At 47.9% G+C, this 22,617-nt stretch carries 20 protein-coding genes; 9 read left to right on the top strand and 11 right to left on the bottom strand.

Annotated features, from left to right (window positions below; genetic code table 11):
• Positions 1-66: 66 nt before the first annotated feature.
• The 11 genes from QZY95_RS14890 to pyk all read right to left on the bottom strand — a co-directional run bounded on the left by QZY95_RS14890 (position 67) and on the right by pyk (position 12,916).
• Positions 67-1,287, bottom strand: a complete 1,221-nt coding sequence (locus QZY95_RS14890; protein WP_290924955.1) for an ABC transporter permease — start codon at positions 1,285-1,287, stop codon at positions 67-69.
• Positions 1,287-2,543, bottom strand: a complete 1,257-nt coding sequence (locus QZY95_RS14885) for an ABC transporter permease (protein ID WP_290924954.1) — start codon at positions 2,541-2,543, stop codon at positions 1,287-1,289. The genes QZY95_RS14890 and QZY95_RS14885 overlap by 1 nt, the downstream gene beginning before the upstream one ends.
• Before the next feature lie 413 nt (positions 2,544-2,956).
• Positions 2,957-4,558, bottom strand: a complete 1,602-nt coding sequence (locus QZY95_RS14880) for a sodium/solute symporter (RefSeq protein WP_290924952.1) — start codon at positions 4,556-4,558, stop codon at positions 2,957-2,959.
• A gap of 15 nt (positions 4,559-4,573) precedes the next feature.
• Complete coding sequence (locus QZY95_RS14875; protein WP_290924950.1) at positions 4,574-4,735, bottom strand: symporter small accessory protein; 162 nt, start codon at positions 4,733-4,735, stop codon at positions 4,574-4,576.
• A gap of 674 nt (positions 4,736-5,409) precedes the next feature.
• Positions 5,410-7,005, bottom strand: a complete 1,596-nt coding sequence (locus QZY95_RS14870) for a sodium:solute symporter family protein (RefSeq protein WP_290924948.1) — start codon at positions 7,003-7,005, stop codon at positions 5,410-5,412.
• A gap of 14 nt (positions 7,006-7,019) precedes the next feature.
• The gene (locus tag QZY95_RS14865; RefSeq protein ID WP_290924946.1) at positions 7,020-7,187 is read right to left on the bottom strand and encodes a symporter small accessory protein; all 168 of its coding nucleotides are present in this window, start codon (positions 7,185-7,187) and stop codon (positions 7,020-7,022) included.
• A 224-nt stretch (positions 7,188-7,411) separates the two neighbouring features.
• Positions 7,412-8,335 carry a glycine betaine ABC transporter substrate-binding protein gene (locus tag QZY95_RS14860; protein WP_290924944.1) on the bottom strand — a complete coding sequence of 308 codons (924 nt, stop codon included), beginning with the start codon at positions 8,333-8,335 and terminating at the stop codon, positions 7,412-7,414.
• Positions 8,336-8,354: 19 nt separating this feature from the next.
• Positions 8,355-9,083 carry an ABC transporter ATP-binding protein gene (locus QZY95_RS14855; protein WP_290924942.1) on the bottom strand — a complete coding sequence of 243 codons (729 nt, stop codon included), beginning with the start codon at positions 9,081-9,083 and terminating at the stop codon, positions 8,355-8,357.
• Between the two features lie 5 nt (positions 9,084-9,088).
• Positions 9,089-10,333 (bottom strand): efflux RND transporter periplasmic adaptor subunit, encoded by a 1,245-nt coding sequence (locus QZY95_RS14850; RefSeq protein ID WP_290924941.1) that lies wholly within the window; start codon positions 10,331-10,333, stop codon positions 9,089-9,091.
• Positions 10,334-10,502: 169 nt separating this feature from the next.
• On the bottom strand, positions 10,503-11,501 hold the full coding sequence (locus QZY95_RS14845; RefSeq protein ID WP_290924939.1) for an HD domain-containing phosphohydrolase: 999 nt from the start codon (positions 11,499-11,501) through the stop codon (positions 10,503-10,505).
• 2 nt (positions 11,502-11,503) lie between these two features.
• On the bottom strand, positions 11,504-12,916 hold the full coding sequence (gene pyk / locus QZY95_RS14840) for a pyruvate kinase (RefSeq protein ID WP_290924937.1): 1,413 nt from the start codon (positions 12,914-12,916) through the stop codon (positions 11,504-11,506).
• A 155-nt stretch (positions 12,917-13,071) separates the two neighbouring features.
• Here pyk and mraZ point away from each other — a divergent pair, with 155 nt between their 5' ends.
• The 9 genes from mraZ to QZY95_RS14795 all read left to right on the top strand — a co-directional run.
• Positions 13,072-13,521: a division/cell wall cluster transcriptional repressor MraZ gene (mraZ, locus tag QZY95_RS14835; RefSeq protein ID WP_290924935.1), complete on the top strand. Its 450-nt coding sequence runs from the start codon at positions 13,072-13,074 to the stop codon at positions 13,519-13,521.
• A 17-nt stretch (positions 13,522-13,538) separates the two neighbouring features.
• Positions 13,539-14,516 (top strand): 16S rRNA (cytosine(1402)-N(4))-methyltransferase RsmH, encoded by a 978-nt coding sequence (gene rsmH, locus QZY95_RS14830; RefSeq protein WP_290924933.1) that lies wholly within the window; start codon positions 13,539-13,541, stop codon positions 14,514-14,516.
• A gap of 9 nt (positions 14,517-14,525) precedes the next feature.
• Complete coding sequence (locus QZY95_RS14825) at positions 14,526-14,819, top strand: hypothetical protein (protein WP_290924931.1); 294 nt, start codon at positions 14,526-14,528, stop codon at positions 14,817-14,819.
• The gene (locus QZY95_RS14820; protein WP_290924929.1) at positions 14,800-16,851 is read left to right on the top strand and encodes a penicillin-binding transpeptidase domain-containing protein; all 2,052 of its coding nucleotides are present in this window, start codon (positions 14,800-14,802) and stop codon (positions 16,849-16,851) included. Before QZY95_RS14825 ends, QZY95_RS14820 begins: the two co-directional genes overlap by 20 nt.
• 1 nt (position 16,852) lies before the next feature.
• Positions 16,853-18,298, top strand: coding sequence for a UDP-N-acetylmuramoyl-L-alanyl-D-glutamate--2,6-diaminopimelate ligase (locus QZY95_RS14815; RefSeq protein ID WP_290924928.1), 1,446 nt, complete (start codon positions 16,853-16,855; stop codon positions 18,296-18,298).
• A complete protein-coding gene (gene murF / locus QZY95_RS14810; RefSeq protein ID WP_290924926.1) occupies positions 18,298-19,740 on the top strand; it encodes a UDP-N-acetylmuramoyl-tripeptide--D-alanyl-D-alanine ligase in 1,443 nt (480 codons plus the stop codon). Before QZY95_RS14815 ends, murF begins: the two co-directional genes overlap by 1 nt.
• Complete coding sequence (mraY, locus tag QZY95_RS14805; RefSeq protein WP_290924924.1) at positions 19,730-20,803, top strand: phospho-N-acetylmuramoyl-pentapeptide-transferase; 1,074 nt, start codon at positions 19,730-19,732, stop codon at positions 20,801-20,803. The genes murF and mraY overlap by 11 nt, the downstream gene beginning before the upstream one ends.
• A gap of 10 nt (positions 20,804-20,813) precedes the next feature.
• Positions 20,814-22,115 carry a UDP-N-acetylmuramoyl-L-alanine--D-glutamate ligase gene (gene murD, locus QZY95_RS14800; protein WP_290924922.1) on the top strand — a complete coding sequence of 434 codons (1,302 nt, stop codon included), beginning with the start codon at positions 20,814-20,816 and terminating at the stop codon, positions 22,113-22,115.
• Between the two features lie 47 nt (positions 22,116-22,162).
• On the top strand, positions 22,163-22,617 hold a 455-nt coding region (locus tag QZY95_RS14795; protein WP_290924920.1), incomplete at its 3' end, for an FtsW/RodA/SpoVE family cell cycle protein.

Below are 22,617 nucleotides of genomic sequence, written 5' to 3'. Positions count from 1 at the left end.
AGTGAACACTCTTATAGTAGGTGTTCTAAAAAAGAGGCGATATGTCAATGTGTTATAAAATAAAACCTATTCGTTCCGCAGAACTTTCAAGACATCCACATTTGATGCAACCCACGCTGGGTATGCCCCTGCGAGGATACCGAGAATGCAGGAGCCGATACTGGCTCCGATAATAAAGAGGGGGTCATAAATGTAAGGATAGCCTGCGACATAATAGACGATGGTTATGATGACGACAGCCACAAGTGCCCCTAAGGTGCCGCCAATGCCCGAAAGCAGGCTGGATTCTAAAAGGAATTGGGACATGATTGCGCTGCGGCGGGCACCGATGGCTCTGCGGACACCAATTTCCAGCTTACGGGTCTGTACAAGCAGAATCATAATCGAGAGCACACCCATTGCTCCTACAGAAAATGAAATGGATGAGCTGAGTAGACCGAGAAGCCACACAAGCTGAAGGGCTTGTGTTTTTAACTTTGAAACATCATTGGCGGACAGCACAAGAAAATCTTCATCAGCCTTACGGGTGATGTTGTGCTGCTTGAGCATAATATCAGTGGCTACCTTTTTGGCTGCTGCTTCGTCTTTATCGGAAAAGAGTGTCATAAAGACTCCGGACACCCAATCCTGATTGGACATTCGGCGCATGTAGGTGGTGATAGGAACAAACACCTGTTCATCCTGATCGGTTCCGGCAAGGTCTCGTCCGCGTTTCGGCATAATACCGATGACTCGCAACGTGGTAAGGTTGTAGTGAACGATCTTACCGAGCCCTTCAGCGGGGCGATTGAACAGCTTACTCGCGATAGTGAATCCGAGTATGCAGACTTTTGCACGGTTTTCCACATCTTGAGCCGTAAAGAAATGGCCGGAAGAAACAGGAGCAGCCCGAACAGCAGGAAAGTCTGCGTTTACAGCAATGAGTTGAGAATTAATGATGTTGCGGCGGTAGCTGATAGTGGAGTTTTTTGTAACAAAGGGCGTTCCTTCTTTTACGTATGGATTGTTCTCCAGCAGAGCTGTTACATCAGCCATTTTAAAGGTCGTAGTAAGGCCGCCATAACGCAGTGTTCCGCTGCGTCTGAAGGTAGGCTGACCCGCAAGTACCACAAGCAGGTTCGGGCCGAGCTTTTCTGTTTCCAGTCGAGCCTGTTCTTTCAGTGCTTCGGATACATGAACGACCCCCGTGAGGGCGAGGGTTCCTAAAAAGACTCCCAGCATAGCCAGAACAGAGCGAAGCTTGTGTGCCGCAAGAGAGCGCAGGGCAATGCGTAGGTAGTTAAGCATCAGCCGTCTCCCCGTAATGCCTTGATAGGATCAAGTTCCGCAGCCTGTTTAGCTGGACTTAATCCAAAGAGTACGCCCACAGCCATGGCTGCACCTAATGCCGTCAGGAATATCTTTAACGAAAGCCTTATTTCAATAAGATTAAAAATAAAAAGAACACGCGCAAGGGCAATTCCTAACAGTACTCCTAAGACCCCGCCGATAATAGTCAGCAAAACTGCTTCAAGTAAAAACTGGCGAATGATGGCGCGCTTACTGGCGCCGATAGCACGCTTGAGACCGATCTCAATGGTTCGTTCTGAAACGGATAAATAGAAAAGATTTGCCAGAACAAATCCACCTACGATCATGGCGGTAACTGCGGTAACACCAAGAAAGATGGTGAGACCGCCTTTTAAGGCAGAGAGGAATTGTTGAACTTCTTCTGCTGTAAGAATGGAAAAGTCATTCGGTTCACCGGGGGAAAGGTTATGCAGATGACGCAGAAAACTGGTGAGGTTGTCGACGTTAGCCTGCATGTTTTCAGCATCAATGTATTTAATGCGTAATCCTCTGAAATACTGCCTGTCTGCTCCGAAGCGCTGTGCAAGGGTTGTAAGGGGAACAATAACACGATCATCAAGGCTGGAACCTCCACCGCCGGAATAGCCTCTGTGGGAGAGTTCACCGATAATAGTGAACGGTACGTTACCGATAAAGATGGTCTTGCTGACAGGGCTTTCTGTCGGAGAAAACAGAGCCTGTGTGACTGTTTCACCAATAAGGCAGACTCGTAAGGCCCGTGTCACATCTTCCTGAGTAAAGTCTCTGCCCGAAATGAGCGGCCAGTTCCATGCTTCACTGTAGTTGGCTGAGGAGCCGATAATGCGTGCAACGTTCCAGTTTTTGTTTCTGTACCGGATAACTTTCCCGCTGATTGATCGTAATGGAATGACTAAATATGTTCCGGGAAGAGAGCGTCTTATCTGGGTAAGATCATTCCACGAAAGGGTAAGTGTCCGTTGTCCTACCGGTCTGTTGAAGATATCTCCGCCCAGAACAAGAACGGCATCAGGGCCGAATGATTCAGTCAGTTCTTCCGCTTTCTGGTTTGCTCCATCGTGTGCGGCAATGATCACCGTGAGGGACGCGATCCCTAGAGATACTGAAATGATGACAAAGAGCGAACGAATCTTATACGCCCACAACGCTTGAAGCGCGAGGAGTCCTGTTCTGCCCATGACGGCCAGGCTGGATTTCAGGGTATGAAGTTTCATTCCCTGTATTGTACCCTACTTACATGCTCGTACAAGAGAGATAGCGTATAGATTTAGCTTGTTCTGAGAAAAATAGTGAGAAGAAAAAGGCGTCCGGCATCACGCACACATTGTGAAGCCGGACGCGGGGGATCAAAAGAACGGAGGCACATCAGGGAAGAGAGTGCTTGATGTTGACTGTATGTAAGAAAGCTTGATCGGGATGTTTCAGCACTGACCGTTTACATAAGGCAGGAAATGAAACGGCAGAGCTGTTGTATGGAGTGAGACAGGCTTTCGTTACACATCACACGTTCTTTTGTAGAGAGTGAATCGGTATAGATGCCGCCGGACAGCAGGGGAATGCATGGTCTTGTCAGGGGGAAGAAGCATTCCGGCTGCTGACCAACGGGTCTCTATTTGTTCATATGCAGCTAGCAGTTTTGCCAGCACAGCTGTATATGATCTTTTGCAAGGCTTCTGGATACAAGACTTACTCCGACAGCCAATGCAACGGATATAGGTAATGCAACAACGTTCGGGTCAACCCACTGGAGGAGAAACATGGTGCTGCCCGGTGCTGCATCTGCAACAAGAGTTACTTTTCCAAACAGTGTCTGACAAAGGCCGATAGCTGCAGCTTCTTTTTTATGGATGAACAACATCCAGAGCATGGAGACGGTGAATCCGCCTACGATAGAAACTTTAGCACCTGTTTTTGTCATGCCCTTCCAGTAGAGCCCGAAGACGTATGCCGGAAGGAAGGTTGCACCGCTTAAGCCGAAGAAAAAGGCTGTGGCACGTGCAACAATGGAGGGAGGAAGCAGCCATGCCCACACAAGAGTAGCAATAATCGTAGCAACAATACCGAGTTGGCTGATGGATGAAGCGCTCAGATTGTTTTTACGACGCATAACGTTTCTGGAGACATCATGCGCAAGAGAGGTTCCACCAATGTGGAACTGGCTGGAGAGTGTGGACATGGCCGCGGCAAACATAGCCAGCAGAAACATGGCAGAGAACCAAGGCGGCATAACTTTTTCAATAAAAACAGGGACGATTTTATCAAGGTTGCCGCCAGCCATTTGAATGCTGATTTTGCCGAATTGGTTTAGGAAAATTGCGTTGGAAAGTGCACCTACAACGTAGATCACTCCAATGGTAAGCAGGATAAAGATTGCACCGTACAGAACAGCACGGTTCAACTCTTTGTCGCTGGAAACAGTCATGAAACGTACTGCAAGCTGCGGTTGTGCAAGAACGCCGATACCTACACCGTAAACGATGGTTGTGTAGATCACGAGCCACAGCGGAGAGCCTGTTTCTGTTCCCTGTGTCCAGCCGAGAATACCACCTTTCTGCAAGGAGGCCGGAACAAGATGCGCCATAGAGGTGAGCGTTTCATGCGCCGGAATAACACCACCGAGCTGGTAGTATGTGTAGCCGAGCAGGAAGATCATCATGGCAACCATGATAGTGCCTTGGAATGCATCAGTGTACATAACAGCTTTCATGCCGCCGGTGATGACGTACAGAGAGAGAATGACAGTAATGCCGATGAGCATCCATTCGTACGGCAGTCCCAGCGAAACTTCAGTCATACGGCAGATACCGGTGAGCACCGCTGCTGCGTATACCGGAATAAAGAAGAAGATAATGCTGCCGGAGAAGCCTTGAATAAATTTTGAGTTGTAGCGTTTACCGAGCAGTTCAGGGAACGTGTGACAGTTCAGTACCACACCCATGCGACGGGTTCTTTTGCCTAAAAAGACCATAGCAATGAAGATGCCCACGAAAATATTTAAGAACGCCAGCCAGAGTAATGACATTCCGAACATGGCAGCAACACCGCCGAATCCGATAATCGCAGAGGTGGAGATAAAGGTTGCTCCATACGACATAGCCATAACGAACGGATTAACAGAACGTCCGGCGAGCATGTAGTCTCCGGCGTTTTTCGTTTCTTTCCATCCCTTCCAACCTAAGTAGAAGACAATTCCAAAGTAGAGCAGTGAGGTAATCAGCTTGACAGCCATGTCGTATTTCTCCCGTTACTTATCCGTGCTTTCCTGCACTAACGATTCAATAGTTACTGTGTCCGGCGTACCGGCGTTGTTCCAATTCTTTATGCCGTACGCAACACAGCCGATGGTGGATATGATGCAGAGCCAGTAAGGCAGGGCAGTTTCGATACTTCCGAGTCCTAACAGCATAATTCTTTCTCCTTGTTATAAAAAAAACCGCAGGCTCTCACCTGCGGTTAATCGGTATACTTTCCTTAATCAGTATGCGTGATTACGCACACTCAACCGATCCGCAGGTCTTTAAGACGCGGTAACCATAATATGCATAAAAATAGCTGTTCATATGGCGGTTGATTGTGTTCATGGCTTTCTTCTACCTGTTCTAATACAAAAATGTCAAGTTCGACAAAGCAGAAAAAGCTTATTTTTTCGATATCGTCGAAAAATATAGTTTAGAGGGAAGTCTTTTCAACCAGCTGACACCAGAGAGTCTCTCTTATGTTCTTCCATAATGTATTGGCTTAATGAAAACTGGTTATCTCGATGTACATATAAAAAAGAGGCTGTTCACTTTTAAATGACAGCCTCTTCTTGATAGTAGAAAGGTAATGTAGCCGCGGCTTCCAATGGAATAAGTGCTTGATGTCGTCGCGTTAAACCGCGGTCAAGGGGGCGTCCCCCTTGCGGGTGTTTACGGATACCAGTCCCTTGTGGAGGCAGAGCCCTTGCCCGTCGGAGACATCTGCTTAACACGCTCAGCGGAACGCTGTGGTGTTTTGCCGTTCACGCTGAACGAGTGCTTACGGATGCCAGTCTCTTGTGCGGGGCAGAGCCTTTGCCCGTCGGAGACAACATCCTTGAGCTTAGTTGTTCTGCCAACAAAGCTGAATGTGATCTTCTGCCAAACTGCGAGAAACGAGACTGACGACAACAGCAATGGTCAGGGACACAGGAAGCGCAACAACGTTCGGATCAACCCACTGGAGCAGGAACATCGTACTTCCAGGAGCCGCATCTGCTACCAGAGTCGCTTTTCCGAACAGTGTCTGACAAAGCCCGATGGCAACCGCTTCTTTCTTATGGATGAAGAGCATCCAGAGCATCGATACGGTAAACCCGCCGACCATAGAAAGCTTGGCTCCGGTTTTGGTCATTCCTTTCCAGTACAGCCCGAAAATGTATGCTGGAAGAAACGCCGCACCTGTGAGACCGAAGAAGAACGCAGTGGCACGCGCAACAATGGAGGGCGGAAGTAACCAAGCCCATACCAACGTCGCAAGAATAGTTGCGAAGATACCGAGCTGACTGATCTGTTTGGAATCACGCTTTGTCGGCATAACAACCTGCGAAACATCATGTGCAAGAGAGGTTCCGCCAATGTGGAATTGACTTGAGAGCGTTGACATGGCCGCCGCAAACATGGCGAGCAGGAATGCCGCTGAGAACCACGGAGGCATAATGCTTTCAATGAAGACTGGAATGATCTTATCAAGGTTTCCGCCTGCCATCTGGATACTGATTTTTCCGAATTGTTCGAAGAAAATAGCATTGGAAAGTGCGCCTACAACAAAGATAACGAACACCGTCAGCATAAGGAAGATAGCACCGTACAGCACTGCTCTGTTAAGCTCTTTGTCGCTGGAAACAGTCATGAAGCGAACGGCAAGCTGCGGTTGTGCGAGTACACCGATGCCTACACCGTAAACCAGTGTTGTGTAGATAACGAGCCAAAGCGGTGTGCCTTGTGCTGACCCCTGTGTCCAGCCGAGAATGCCGCCTTTCTGCAATGCTTCCGGCATAAGGTAAGACATGGCTGTGAGCTTTTCGTGTGCTGGAACCACACCGCCGAGCAGGTAGTAGGTGTATCCCAGAAGAAAGAGCATCATCGCTGCCATGATGGTTCCCTGGAATGCGTCTGTGTACATAACAGCCTTCATACCGCCGGTGATCACATACAGAGAGAGGATTGCGGTAATGCCGATGAGCATCCATTCGTACGGCAGCCCTAAAGATACTTCAGTCATACGGCAGATACCGGTAAGAACCGCTGCCGCATACACAGGGATGAAGAAAAAGATGATGCCGCCGGAGAACGATTGAACAAACTTGGAGTTGTAACGCTTTCCGAGCAGTTCAGGAAACGTGTGGCAGTTCAGTGTTAATCCCATACGGCGTGTGCGTTTTCCGAGAAAAACCATGGCGAGAAAAACACCAACAAAAATTGTGAGAAAAGCAAGCCAGAGCAGAGGCATGCCGAACATAGCAGCGACACCACCAAAGCCAATGATAGCAGATGTGGAGACGAAGGTTGCACCATATGACATGGCCATGATGAAAGGGTTCACTGAGCGTCCGGCAAGCATGTAGTCACTTGCCCCCTTGGTCTCCTTCCATCCTTTCCAGCCCAGATAAAAAACTGCTGCAAAGTACAGCAATGCGGTAATAAGTTTGACGGCCACGTCGGTAACTCCTCTTAGTTGTCCGTGCTTTCCTGCACTATTACTTCTACTTCAGCTGTCACAGTGTCAGGCTCACCTGCATTGTTCCAGTTCTTGATCCCGTACGCGATACAACCAATGGTTGAAAGGATGCAGAGCCAGTACGGCAATGCTGTTTCAATACTTCCGAGTCCGAGTAGCATATGTGTCTCCTGTGTTAAGGGTACAAAAAAAACCGCAGACTTTCGCCTGCGGTTTCATCGGTGCATAGAGTTAGTTTGTGTTACGTTTGAACACACTCAACCGATCCGCAGGCCTGAATGCCGCGGAAACCAAAAAACGCAAAAAGGAAATTGGTGGTTAAGTTGTTCATGTGAATTCTCTATCTGTGTTTGTACAAAAATGTCAAGTTCGATTTTGTGTGCCGTTAGAATTTTGTTTTGATAACATCTGAGGCCAGATCACCGTTCGCGGCTTTAATATTGCCAAGCCACTGACGAACAGTATCAAGGTTTCCTTTGATCCATGCGGAAGCTGTTTCGTTAACATCCTGCTCTTTAAGCGAAATGTCATATGTCCATTTTCCTTGTGTCAATTTGCTCACATTGAAGCGGGACAAGAACAGGTACGCATCGGGATTCGCTGTTTTTATGTCAGCACGGATAAGTGTGTTGATGGTGCTTTCGGCAATAAGTTTCGGGGCACCTCCCATGCTTTTCAAGTAGCGCATGTCCAGAGTGATGTTCATCCAGTGTGGCTCCCAGCATGTGAATACAACCCATTTTTTCTCTTTAAAAGCGCTGATGACATCTTTCAGCATATCATCAACAGGCGCACCTTGCTGTTTCCAGCTGCCAAGTCCGTCTGTATTTTTCTTAATAAGTTCATCAACAAGGATATACATGCCGGAACCGGGTTCACTTGTGTAGATAGTGGAATTGAATTTATCAGCATGCTTTGCAAGATCTTCAAGATTCTCTACACCCTTAGCGTGTGCATATCCGGGAACGCAAAGTCCGGTATGCGCGCGGGCAACATTCACTCCGGCAACATGCACATTCTTTGTTTTCAGTAATGGTTCAAGAAGCATTTCCTGTGTTGGAAGCCATGAACTCATGTAGACATCCACTTCTCCTGCATCGAGAGCTTTGTATACTTCGGAAGCTTCCATAGGAACGGTTGATGTTTTGTAGCCCAGTGCATCCAGAACCTGTGTAGCTACTGCTGCTTTAACCATAGCCCCTGACCATGGCGGAACTGCAAAGCGTATAGGGGCTGTTTCTGCATAAGCAGGAACAGTGGACGCTAGAAAAAATGCTGCAAAAAGAAACGTAATGATGGACTTATACATAATGTCTCCTCGCGTGTTGTTATTGTATAGAGCTGTCCGCAGTGTCAGAATTACGGACGGGCTGTTGGGTTTTATCACTTACCACTTCTCCGTCTTTAAAAACAATGCGTCGTCGTGCACTGCCGGCGGTAAGCGGGTCGTGTGTAACAAGAATTATGGTTTTTCCCAGCTCATTAATCTTTTTGAACAGATCAAGAATTTCGTTGCTGGTGCTGGAATCCAGCTGCCCTGTGGGTTCATCAGCGAGAAGAAGAGGCGGATCGTTGAACAAGGCTCTGGCAAGGGCGACTCGTTGCTGTTGTCCGCCTGAAAGACTCGAAGGCTTAAACGTGAGCCTGTCTCCCAGCCCTACAGCATCAAGCAGTTCTTCAGCATGCTGTCGAAGCTTGGTGCGTGCCCTGTGTCCATACAGCCCTGGGAGCATAACATTCTCCACAGCTGTGGCATACGGGATGAGGTAGAAGTTCTGAAAGACAATGCCGGTCAGTTTGTTTCGAGCATCACTTTGTTCATCATCAGTCATTTGGGCAGTGTTGGTTCCGTCAAGAAAGTAGGAGCCGGACGTAGGACGATCGAGAAGGGCAAGGAGATGTAGAAGCGTGGATTTTCCCGAGCCCGAAGTGCCCTGAATCGCCACGAGTTCTCCATGGTTGATGACCAGATCAAGGGACTTCACCGCATTGACGGTTTGCCCTCCTTGACTGAAGGTGCGTGTGAGTGCCTTTGTCTCAATTACCGGCTTATTCATACTCTTTATTTATTACTGTCTGCATTAATGGTTGGAATGATAATTCGTGTTGCTACCTTCTCACCTTCGTTGATGCCTGAAAGGATCTCAGTATTCTCCTCTCCCATAATGCCGAATTTGGGAGAAACAGGCGTGGCGTCTCCATCTGCATCCACAACATAAACATATTTTTTTCCATCAACCCACTTGATAGCTTCGTTTGGGACAACGAGAACACTGTCGATTTCTTTCGTGATGATTGAGCACTGTGTGGTCATTTCCGGACGAAGTTGCAGGGCAGTTGCGGCGGAAAGTGGAACGAGAGCCTGATAGTAGACGATGTTATCCTGTATGACGGCTTCAGGATAAATTGTTTCAACCATCCCCCTGAAAATTGTATTGGGATAGGCATCAACAGAAAAATTGACCGGCATTCCTTTGGTCACGGTGCCGACATCGGTTTCGTCAACGTATATGAGCATTTCCAGACGCGTTGGATCAAGAATGGTGATAAGATTCGCTACTTCCAGTCCTGTAACAACTGTTTCCCCTTCCTGAGCTGTAACTTGGCTTACTACTCCGGTAATAGGAGCATAAATTTCTGTGTAACTGATCTGAATACTGGCGTTTTCAAGATCAGCTTCGGCAGAAACAACACCTTCTACGGCTTTGATGAGATCAGTCACATAGTTTTCTTCTACGAGATTCAGCGCCTCTTCATCTGCTTTAGCCTGTGTGGCAGCAACGACATAGTTCTGGTATGCCTCATCCAGTGCTGCCTGCTCGAGAACACCGGTCGCCACGAGAGCTGTATTTCGCTGCCAGGTCAGGTAGGTGAAGCGTCGCTCTGCAAGCGAGCCTTTGAGCGTTGCCTGAGCTTGATCTATCTGGATTGGGTACGTCTTATTCACATTGGTCAGCTCTGCCTGAGCTTGGCGCAGTGCCGCTTCCTGAGCCTGATAAACCGCACGTTCTTCCCGATCATCAATCTTGGCGATAAGGACACCTTGTTTGACCCTGTCCCCTACTTGCACAAGCATGCGTTTGATAAGACCGGTTGCCCGTGTGCCTGTTTTTACAATAGCACCGACCTGAGGCTTGATGATTCCGGTTGATTTAAGCTGGACTGATACACTGCCCCGTTGTGCTGTGGCTGTGCGTAACACTCGGACAGCATCATCTGACTGTTGGGCAAGGAGAAACCATATTGCTCCGATGAGAAGCAATACTCCAATAATGATAGATGGAAGAGAAACCGGCAGTTTACGCATTACAGTGTATCCTTTTGCGTCAAGGGACACGTAAACTGTACGCTACATATGAGTGTGATAGCTATTCTAAGAGCGGAAGGATGGTAAAAATAATGTGTATACAGTTAGATAGGCGAAAAAAAGACCACTGCTCGCGTAGTGGTCTTTTATGGGCGTAATAGCGGTGATGCTAAAACAAGTTGGTGGCATATGCTGCATTAAGCAGTGATGTGTATTTGCTGTCGTAGCGCTTTTCATCTTTTTGAAGAGAAGCAGCCGCTTCAGCGGGTGCAATTGCAGGGGCGTAATTGCGGTCAGTAATCATGGCGCTGAAGGAGTCAGCAACCGCAGCAAGTCTGCCGAACCAGCCGATATCATCACCTTTAAGCTTGTTAGGGTATCCAGTTCCGTCTAATCGTTCATGGTGCTGCATAATGGCTTGCACCATTTCGTCGAAAGCAAAGCCCAGTTTATGAACCACCTTTCCGCCCTGAAGGGCATGATCGATGATTTTTGCTCGCTCATCACGTTTCAGCGGCTCTGTTTTAGACAAGATAAAGGAAGGAACTTTTGTCATTCCAAGATCATGTAATAACAGTGCCAGTGTTGCTTTATCCAGATCCCTGCGTTTGAAATCCTTGCGGGTTTCAAAAAAGAGCCAGAGTCCGGCAATACAGCTGTTCAGCGAGTGAGAGCTGAGTTTATGCTCTTTCAATGCTAGGCGACGCATGAAGAGTTTAATGCGGAACTTATCCTGAGCAAGAAATTCCGTGAATACCATAACGTCTTTGTACAGTGTTTCAAACACTGGGCGGACGGGCTGGTCAAAGAATTCTTCAAGGCGGATGGTTAACGCCTGAATAATCACTTCAGCGATTTCTGTCTCTTTCAAGTTTTCATCAACAAGAACAAGGTCAAGCTGTTTGACAATGTGCTTGAAGTACACCGCATGGTCAGCACGGGCTACAAACAGGCTGCCATCACCGCATAATTTGTGGATTTCATCTACCTGCTCGTTAGAGAGCCTATGGCCTTTACGACAATAGGTTTCAAGCGTGGCAGACTCATCTTTGTACACAAACAGATCCAGTGGTGGTCTGTATTTCGGGAAGCTTTCCAGAATTGACTTAGCAATCTGGTAATAGGCCTCTCTAAAGCTTTCGGAAGCAGCGGAACGATCAGTTGTCATACTTACTTATGGTAGATTTTAACCAAGTTTGTACCCCTGGCTTGTCCTCCCGGTTTTGGCTGTCCTGCAGTAATAACAACGCGATCTCCGGCACGGAATTCAGGGGATGTTTCAACAAATGTTTCAGCCCTTTGTAGGTGGGCTTCAATAGATTTGTCAACAGGATCGGTTACAACACCCCATGAGAAGTTCAATGCACGACGAACATTTTCGTTCGGAGTCAGTGCGTGAACAAGCTGATCCGGACGGCGTGCGGACATTAAGCGGGCAGATGCGCCACTGTTGGAGTGACATACAAGAGCCTTGGCTTCTACTTTTTCAGCCATGAGACATGCTGAGTATGCAAGGAAGTCAGGAGTAGACTGACCTTTGCTTGGAGTCATGTCACGTTCTTGCTCGAAGTAGTATTTTTCTGCTTCCTGAGCGATTTTGGTCATGTACTTAACTGTCTGCACAGGGAAGTTACCCATAGCGGTTTCTTCAGAGAGCATAAGACAGTCGGTACCGTCGAGTACTGCGTTAGCAACGTCAGTGGTTTCTGCACGGGTAGGAACAGGGTTGTTCACCATGGACAGAAGCATCTGGGTAGCAACGATTACAGGTTTGCCTGCGCGGTTACATGCTTCGATAATGCGTTTCTGCATAGCAGGAAGCTGCGGCAGCGGGCATTCAACGCCAAGGTCACCACGGGCAACCATGATGATGTCAGTAACTTCGAGAATGTCTTCGAGGTTCTGTACTGATGTCTGGCGTTCGAGTTTTGCGATAATCGGAATGTTTTTGCCTGCTTCAAGAATAATCTTGCGTGCAACTTCAATGTCAGCAGGAGTCTGAACAAAGGAGAGTGCACAGGCATCAACACCGAGACGCAGACCGTCGCGAAGGTCTCTCTGGTCTTTTTCGGTCATAGCCGGAAGGTTGATCGGCTTACCCGGAAGAGCCAGACCTTTACGGGAGGTCAGGAATCCGTCGTTGCGGCATTCAATCTCAAATGCGCCGAGATCGAGTTTTTCGGTCACGCGGAACGGAAGTACGCCGTCTGCGAGTACGATTTTGTCGCCGATTTCCAGAGTTTCCATGATCTCTGGAACATCAAACGGAATAAATGGAAGTTGACGCACATGTTCTGAACCGGAAGGGCCGAGAACGAGACGGTCATGCTTTTTAAGCGTGTAGCTGTCTTCGCTGAGCTGGCCGATACGCATTTTAGGGCCGGAAAGGTCCTGAAGAATGGTAATCGGGGTATCATACTCGGTTTCGAGTTCGCGAATAAGTGCGATAAGACCTTCAAACATGGTCGCATCGCCATGAGAGAAGTTAAGCCTGAAAATCCGTACACCGGCTTCAATAAGTTCTGACAGTTTCTGTCGGGAGTTACTGGCCGGACCAATGGTGGCAATAATTTTAGTTCTCATGGTATCGATATTTTGTGATTTGCCACATATTGTCAAGAGCTATTGAGGAGTGAAACCGGTTTTAGTTCGTTTGCAACTGGTTACAACTTTGGGGCTATACCATTCTTATAATAGTTGGGGTGGTAAAGTGTGGTAAAAGGTGGTAGAGGTGACGTATGTATTTCAGAGGCCGATCCCACCGAAGTCTCGATAATAAAGGCAGAGTAATGCTGCCCACTGCCTTTAGGGACATCCTTCTTTCTCGCTCCGAAGGCGGGAACCTTGTCCTTACCACTTATGACAGGTGCGTAATGGGATACCCCTTGCCTGATTGGGAAGAGTTCGAGCAAAAATTCCACCGATTAAAAAATCCATCTCTTAAGTTGCGTCATTTCCGAAGACTCGTTATTGGCGGAGCCGAAGAAGTTGTTGTGGACAAGCAGGGACGCATTCGTCTTCCGGCTGACCACGTGGTTTATGGTGGGCTTCAGAAAGAAATAGTGATTGTCGGGCAAGGAAACAAGTTTGAAATTTGGGATAAGTCCAGATTTGAAGACCTGATGGCACTCGACTTTGATGATGTGGCCGACGAATTAACAGAAAGCGGGATTGACTTCCCGATTTAGGAATAAGGTGACGAGTAATGAGTTCCGAACAGGATAGCGCGCAAAACCGGCAAGAATGGGACGATCACGTCTCTGTATTGCTGAACGAAGTGATCGACTATCTCGACCCTAAGCCGGGTGGATACTACTTGGACGGTACCCTCGGTCTTGCAGGGCATAGCGAAGCTTTGTTGAAAAAAGCAGAAGGTAAAGCGCATCTGCTCGGTATTGATAGAGATCTCGAAACATTGGAACGTGCGCGTAAGCGTCTCGAACCGTTTGGAGATTATGTTGTAACCGCCCATGCCAGATTCAGTGAATTTGAAATGGTTATGCGTGATGTAGGTTGGGATGAGCTGGACGGTGCACTGATTGATATCGGTGTTTCCTCTATGCAGATTGACCAGCCGGAGCGCGGGTTCAGCTTTAAAACAGAAGGCCCTCTTGATATGCGTATGGACCCATCCGGCGGTATGCCGCCAGCAGGCTCCATTGTGAACAAGGCGTCTTATGAAAAATTAAAATTTATTATCGGTCGGTACGGCGAAGATCCTATGTGTGGCCGAATTGCCAAAGCGATTCTTGAAGCGCGTGCTCTTTCCCCGATTGAAACCACGACACAGTTGGCTTCCATTGTTGAAAAAGCATATCCGGCAAAATGGCGTGCGAAATCGAGAAATCATCCTGCAACACGTACTTTTCAGGCGTTGCGCATGGTGGTTAACAGCGAACTGGAAGAGCTGGAAGCGTTTCTTAAACGCATTCTGGATCACCTTCGTCCCGGTGGAAGACTTGCAGTAATTACGTTCCATTCTCTGGAAGATCGTATGGTTAAACGTATGTTCAAAGAAGAATCTACCGGATGTATTTGTCCGAAACAGATTCCGGTATGCATTTGTAACCATACGCCGAATATTAAGTTGATTACCAGAAAGCCTGTTACTGCAACAGCTGAAGAATTGAAAATAAACTCCCGTTCTTCCAGCGCAAAACTGCGTGTGGTTGAAAAATTGTAGCGGAAAGCCATGGCAAAAAAATTTGATGTATGGATTCTTGCTTTGATTCTTTCAGGAGTCGTCACGTTGGCACTGTGCCTTACCACAGTGTGGCTTAATATTGAGCAGGTGAATATGGGCTATGCCCTTAAAGAACTTCAGGTAAGCGTCAACAAAAAGAAAGCTCATACAGCAAGACTTCAGCTTGAACGGGACAACCTGTTGTCTCCGTACAGGCTGAAGAAAGAAGCCGCAAAGCTCGGGATGCAGGCAGCTCAGGTCGGACAGCTTCGACGAATGCCTGATGAACCGACAAAGAATTGATGGAGTGACCGTGGCGAAGGCAGCGCGAACTAGATCAAATACTCGATCAAAACGAACCGCCTCGGCAACCCGTGATTCTGCTTCTCAAAAGCGGGACTGGAGCCGTGTGCGGTTTTTATGCGTTGCAGTGTTAATAGCAGTTGTGTGGTGCTCTCTTTGGGCAAGAGCATACTGCTTGCAGGTTGTTGATACGCAGAATTTAAGCGGTAGAGCGCTTCGACAGCATCTTACATCAGAGCTTGTTACAGGGCGTCGCGGGAAGATTCTTGACCGTGATAACAGAGTGTTGGCATCTACCCTTGCCATTAAATCTGTTTTTGTGCGTCCGTATGAAGTGGAAAGCCCGTATACAGTGGCTGTGCGCCTTGCCAGAGTGCTGGGCGTTGATCCGTCTTTCATCCGTAAAAAGATAAAGAAGGGCCGCAACTTTGTTTGGGTTAAGCGAAAAATTGATGACAAGACAGCCGCAGCTATCAAAAAACTCGGATTGAAGGGCGTATACCTTCAAAAAGAGTTTGGGCGGATTTACCCGAACAAAATGTTGAGCGGTAACCTGCTTGGCTATGTAGGTATTGATGAGAAAGGGCTGGCCGGTATTGAGTATGCCTTTAACAAAACCCTTACCGGCTCTTCGTCAAAATTTGTGGTTCAGCGTGATGCCGCAGGGCGAAGACTTTTCTTGCAAGGTGCAGAAGAAACAACACCGCTTCAGGGCGAAGATATTGCTCTGACAATTGATTCAGAGGTTCAGTTCTTTGCTGAACAGGCTGTTCAGTATGCAGTGAATGCCTATGATGCCAAATGGGGCGGGGCAATGGTTGTTGATGTTGCCAGTGGAGATATTCTCGCATGGGCACAGGCTCCTATGTTTAACCCGAATGTGTTCGGGCAGTATTCAGCAAGCCAGCGACGCGACCGCATTGCGCAGGATGTCTTGGAAATGGGGTCAACAATTAAACCGTTTCTTATGGCAGCAGCCTTGGAAGAAAATATTATTGAGCCGGATACACTGTTTTTTTGCGAAAACGGGCGATGGAAACTTCATAACGTCCGCATTCGCGATACAAAGAAATTACAGTGGCTGACAGCTAAAAAGATACTGACTTACTCCAGTAATATCGGTACAGCCAAAATCGGACTTGAGCTTGGGGCAACGAAGTATCGGGATTATCTCGTACGGCTCGGTTTCGGGAAAAAGGCGGCACTGCCGCTAGCCGGACAATCTTCCGGTATTTTGCGGCCGTTGAACCGATGGACGCAGGTAGACCTTGCCAACGCCGCGTTTGGGCAAGGCTTTGCAGCCACAATGCCGCAGCTGGCAGAAGCCTATTTGGCTTTGGCAAACGGCGGGGTGCGAAAACCGTTACGGTTGGTAAAAAATTTTCCATTGAATGAAAATGTGCTTCGAGAAAATTCACAGAGGGTTTTTTCAGAAGAAACAGCACATACTGTTTTAAAGATGATGCAAGACGTGGTTGAATCCGGCACTGGTAAAAGTGCTGCCATCTCCGGTGTTTCCATTGGCGGAAAAACCGGAACAGCGCAGAAAGCATCACGAAGCGGCGGGTACGGACGTAAGTACACCGCGTCGTTTGTCGGGCTTGTTCCGGCAATGAATCCGCAGTTCATTACACTTGTTGTGGTTGATGAACCGGCTAAAAACTATTACGGGAGCAAGGTTGCCGCACCGGCCTTTAAAGAGATTGCGATGCGGTACATGGCTCTCAACGGCACCTTACCAGACTTTGAGAAGTCCCGTTTGTTTGCCACTTCCAAGCAGTCAACGCTGAAGCCTGCATATGGTGAAAGACGATTTGATGTAGGTGGTAAACCACATATTTCCGGTAATTCTATTCCGGATTTACGGGGCAGGTCAGTACGCTTCGCAATGGAAGTGTATGCTCGTCAGGGCATCATTCCATCTGTAAAAGGTAGCGGTGCTTTTGTGAAAAGACAAAAACCGGCAGCGGGTGCAAAGTGGTCTGCCGGCAGTAAACAGCAATATATACTCTGGCTATCGGAGCAATCGTAATATGGCGCAGACTATACCTATGGAACAGCTGGAGCAGCAGGTCGCAACCGGCTTGCTTACGCTGCATATCGATTCCCGCAAAGTGAAGCAGGGAGACGTGTTTATTGCGCTTCCGGGTGCTTCTGTTGACGGTGGAAAATTTATTGGGAACGCCATTGAGAATGGTGCAGCATACATTGTGTGCAGCGAAGAGAATATTCCGACAGATTCTGCAGATGCAGTGTTTGTTGTTACAGACAATCCAAAAGAGACTCTCGGCAGACTCGCTTCTGCCCGTTTTGGTACTGCCAACCTGAATTTAAAGCTTGTCGGTGTTACCGGAACAAACGGAAAAACAACAGTAACCAGTATCCTTGAATATCTGTTTGCACAGGCCGGACGCAAAACCGGTGTTATCGGCACCGTTGCATACCGCTGGCCGGGTACTGAAATTGTTGCAAACATGACAACGCCGGATTGTTTAAAACTGCATTCCTTGCTTTCGCGTATGGAAGCAGCCGGTGTTGAAAATGCATTCATGGAAGTTTCCTCCCATGCTCTGGATCAGAACCGCTCTGCAGGGATTCGTTTTGCAGGCGGTGTGCTGACAAACGTCACACAGGATCATCTGGACTATCATGGTGATATGGAAAGTTACTATGAAGCAAAGAAAAAGCTGTTCACAACAGTTCCAGATACAGAGAAGCTTGGTGTGGTCAATCTTGATGATGACTATGGCAAGCGTCTGTTGCCGGAACTCGCAAACGGTATCGGTTTTACCCTGACAGATCAGACTGTTGAAGGATGTCGTGTACTGCGTGGAGATATTGTTGAATCCACTGTGGACGGATTGAAACTTCATATGACCTTTGAGGGACAGGAGTGGAAAATTACCTCTCCGATGGTCGGTACTCATAACGCATCCAACCTGCTTGCAGCTATGGCGGTAGGCATTGGAATGGGGCTGACTCCTGCGCAGATGCAGTGTCTTTCTGAATACAACGGTGTGTGTGGTCGCCTTGAGCGCATCCCGACAGAGAAAGGCATTTATGCTTTTGTTGATTATGCACATACTCCGGATGCGTTGGTAAACGTTCTTTCTGCTCTGCGTAAAACAGGGTTTGAGCGCATTATTGCAGTGTTCGGTTGCGGCGGTGACCGTGACCGCACTAAGCGTCCGCTCATGGGTGAGGCAGTAGCAAAAGGGGCTGACGTGGCGGTGCTTACTTCAGATAACCCGCGTACTGAAAATCCTGATGCTATTCTCGACGATGTGAAGCCGGGTCTTGCCGAATGTAAAGAAGTGCTGGTGGAAGTGGATCGCAAAAAAGCGTTAGAGCTTGCGGTTTCCATTGCTGAACCTGGAGATTGTATTCTCGTAGCCGGTAAAGGACACGAGGACTATCAGGTTATCGGCACTAAAAAGGTATCATTCAGCGATCAGGCAATTCTTAAGGAGTTGCTCTAGTGAAGTTAACGCTCGAACAAATCCAAAGCGCTATGGGCGCTGTGGGATTTCTCGGTGATGCAGAAGGTACTGTACCTGTCGGCGTACAGACCGACAGTCGTGTGTTAAAGCGCGGTGAACTGTTCTTCTGTATTTCAGGCGAGCGGTTTGACGGCCATAACTTTGCGAAAGCAGCGCTGGAACGTGGTGCATGCGGAATTGTTGCAGAGCGTCCTCCATTTTCTATGGAAGAAATGATGGAGCTTGAATGCGGTGACGGCGGTGTACCTCTTTTAATGGTTCAAGATTGTGTAGAAGCTCTCGGGAAGCTCGGAGCATTCTACCGCCTGCAGACAAAAGCTATTGTCACAGGCATTACAGGTACTGCCGGAAAAACAACAGTGAAAGAGCTGTTGGCAGAAGTTCTTTCTGTACGAGGCGAGACCGCAAGGAACCATCTCAATTTGAATAATCAGATCGGACTGCCGGTATCTATGCTTGCCGCTTCCGGTGATGAGAAATACTGGGTGATGGAAGCAGGAATAAGCCAGCCGCACGATATGGACGAGCTTGGCGCTATTATGCGACCGGATCTTGCAATTATCCTGAACGTTGGCGAAGGCCATACCGAAGGATTAGGCGACAAAGGTGTTGCCTACTATAAGTCACAGCTTTTGAAATATGTTCAGCAGGGTGGAGTCGGACTGGTTTCTGCTGACTATCCTGAACTAACAGAAGCATGTGAAGGAAAGTTTGATGAAATGCGGTACTTCAGTATCAAAGATCCCGAATGTGCTTATTACGCTGAGTACATAGGGGCTGTTTCTGAAGTACACGGTAAGTACCGCGTTAATCTTTGCGGCAAAGAATTTGAAGTAACTGTTCCGTTCAGAGGAGAGTTTGCAGCCGAGAACGTTATCGCAGTGGCTGCTGCCGCAGATATTATCGGATTACTTTCAAAAGAAATTATTCAGGGCTTTGCTCAGGCTACGTTGCCGGAAAAACGGTTTAACTGCTCACAGCGAGGCAACTGGCTTGTTATAGACGATTGTTATAATTCGAATCCGCTATCTTGTGCCCGTGCGCTGGAAACAGCTGCAGAGCTGGCAAAAGATAAGCCGCTTGTTCTGGTGTTGGGTGAAATGCTGGAACTGGGGGAGCAGGCTTACGAGGCGCACAGAGATTTAGGTAAAAAGATCGCAGAATCTAATGCCGATGTTGTGTGCTGGATTGGCAATAACCGCAATGCGGTGAAAGACGGTCTGGATGAGACTGACTTTACCGGGGAATTCCACTGCGTGGAAACACCGCAGCAATTTCTTAACCTCTGCAGAACGCTTTGCGTAGATGACGGTGCCATCTTGTTTAAGGGGTCCCGTGGTAATAAGCTAGAGCGTTTTGTTTCTGTGTTCTGCGACAATTGTTGTCCAAGCAGAACAACGGGGATAACTGGTGCTTTATAATCTGCTTTACCCGCTCAGTTCAGATCTGAGCTTTTTGAATGTATTCAAATACATCTCCTTTAGAACAGTGGGAGCTCTTCTTACTGCTCTGATTCTTTCAATTGTCTTGGGGCCTTACTTTATTAACTGGCTCAAAAAAATTAAATGCGGACAGTACATCCAGTCCGAGGTGGCAACCCACAGCAGCAAAGCTGGTACACCAACAATGGGTGGTATCCTGATCGCGTTTTCTATAGTTGTCAGCACACTGTTGTGGTGTGATTTAAGCAACTCATACGTCTGGCTTACCTTACTTGTGTATGTAGGCTTTGGATGTGTCGGGTTTCTGGATGACTTTACAAAGCTTCGCCGTAAGGAAAATCAGGGACTGTCTGCCCGCGCTAAGTTTATGTGGCAGATCGCTATTTCCGGCGTAGCTCTCTATATGCTGGTGCAGTTGCCGGCATATTCAACGGAACTGTATGTTCCTTTGTTTAAAAACGTCAGTCCTGATTTAGGGCTGTTCTATATTCCGTTTGCCATGCTGGTTATTATCGGCTCATCAAACGGTGTGAACCTCACAGACGGAATGGATGGACTTGCCATTGTTCCGGCTGTTGTTACCGCACTTGTGTACGGTGTTTTTGTTTACATTGCCGGTCACGCAGCATTGTCGCAGTATTTGCAAGTTGCAGCTGTACCGGGTGTGGGTGAAATTACCGTATTCTGCGGAGCGCTTGTCGGCGCAGGCCTTGGTTTCCTGTGGTTCAACGCGTATCCGGCTCAGGTGTTTATGGGTGATGTAGGTTCACTTTCAATCGGTGGTACTCTTGGTTTTATTTCCGTGCTGTGCAAACAGGAGCTGATGATGGTCGTTGTCGGTGGATTGTTTGTCGTAGAAACCTTGTCGGTAATCTTGCAGGTAGGGTCCTATAAGCTACGGAAAAAACGAATATTCAAAATGGCACCGATTCATCACCACTTTGAAATTAGTGGTATTCCGGAATCCAAAGTTATTATTCGCTTCTGGATTATCTCAATACTGTTGGGCGTAATGGCTCTCAGTGTCCTGAAGCTGCGTTAAGGAGTTACTCGTGGAAAATCGACCACAGGTAGTTACACCCGGATGCAAAGCCGTCGTTGTCGGCACTGGCCGTTCTGGTCAGGCTGCTGCAAGGCTGTTGCATTCACTCGGGGCTTCTGTACGTATCGTGAATATGAACGAGGAATCTGTTCCGGAATCCTTCCGTAAAACAATAGCTGAATGCGGTTTTGAGACCGCATTCGGTCCTCATACAGCAGAACAGTTTATCGGTGCAGATGTTGTAGTGCCAAGCCCCGGGGTTGCCATGCGCAAGCTCGAGGCATTTATTCCTTCCCAAGCCGTAGTGCTTGCGGAAATGGAACTGGCTTGGTCATGCGTTCCTCACATTCCTGCAATTGCAGTGACAGGAACAAATGGAAAAACAACAACAGTACGCCTTTGCGATGCCATGCTTCGTGAAGCAGGAAAACGCGTTTTCCTTGGTGGTAACATCGGAACACCGCTAAGCGAATTTGTTCTTGAAGAGCAGGAAGCAGATGTTCTTGTGCTGGAAGTCTCCAGTTTTCAATTACAAACTTGCCGCCACTTCCGTCCAAGTGTCGGTGTATTGCTGAATATTACTGAAGATCATCTCGATTATCATGAAGATATGCAGGAATACATTGATGCCAAGTTGCAGATGTTTGCCAATATGCAGCACGATGATATCGCGCTGTTTGGTGAAGATGTGCAGCAGGTTGCAATCAGCAGCCAATGTAACGGACTGAAGCAGGCGACACAGCATGTGTTTTCCGATACCGGACAATTTGCACAGGCTTCGTTGAAAGGGTCTCATAACCGACTGAATATGGAAGCAGCTTTTGCTGCAACTTCCCGTTTCGGTGTAACTCTGGATCAGGCGTTAGCCGCAGTGGAAAACTTTTCAACTGCACCGCATACGTTGGAAACTGTCGCTAAAGGTCGCGGCGTACTTTTCGTCAATGACTCAAAAGCCACGACGGTTGATTCAGTCCGCGCTGCCTTGGAAAGTTTTGCAGAGCCTGTATTGCTTTTAGCAGGTGGCCATTACAAAGGCGGAGACCTTGGCTCTCTTGCTGAGTTGGTAAAAAAACATGTTCGTGCTGTAGGTCTGTATGGTGACAGCCGGACAGTTTTTGAATCAGCATGGGACGGCGTTGTCGATCTGGACTGGCATGAATCTATGGAAGATGCAGCCAGGGCTTTAATGGGAAAGGCACAGGACGGTGATGTCATGCTGCTTTCTCCAGCAACCTCCAGCTTCGACCAGTATGCAAACTATAAGGCACGCGGTGATGACTTCAGAAGAATTGCCGCAATGCTCAGCGAATAATAATACGATAATTACCGGAGCATTCCGGTTGTGTGTGGAGTCATTACATGGCTGATAAACGACAGGACACCACAATTTCATTGGACTGGATTTTACTCATAGCAGTCCTGTGTGTTCTCGCGTTCGGACTGATAATGGTTCTGAGTTCCAGTGGCATTATGGCAGAACGTAACTTTGGAAGTAAGTATCACTTCTTTCAAAGGCAATTTATGTTTGCCTGCATCGGGCTTGCCGGAATGGGCATATGCGCTTTTTTACCGAAACGCTTTATCTACCAATTGCATTACCCGTTGCTCGGCCTGTCTCTTTGTGCCTTGATCATTACGCTTTCTCCGTTGGGAGTGAAGGTTAACGGTGCAAGTCGCTGGATCAGTATTGGACCGTTTTCTGTGCAGCCTATGGAGTTCGCAAAGCTTTCATTGGTTCTGTACCTTTCGTATTTTTTCAGTACGAAGCAGGAACTGGTAAGAACGTTCTCCAAGGGTGTTATACCGCCTTTTTT

Origin of the sequence: Halodesulfovibrio sp. (genome assembly GCF_015482765.1) — a bacterium.
Taxonomy (GTDB): domain Bacteria; phylum Desulfobacterota; class Desulfovibrionia; order Desulfovibrionales; family Desulfovibrionaceae; genus Halodesulfovibrio.
Note: the sequence above shows the minus strand (reverse complement) of the source record. Positions and strands in the feature narration are given on the sequence as shown.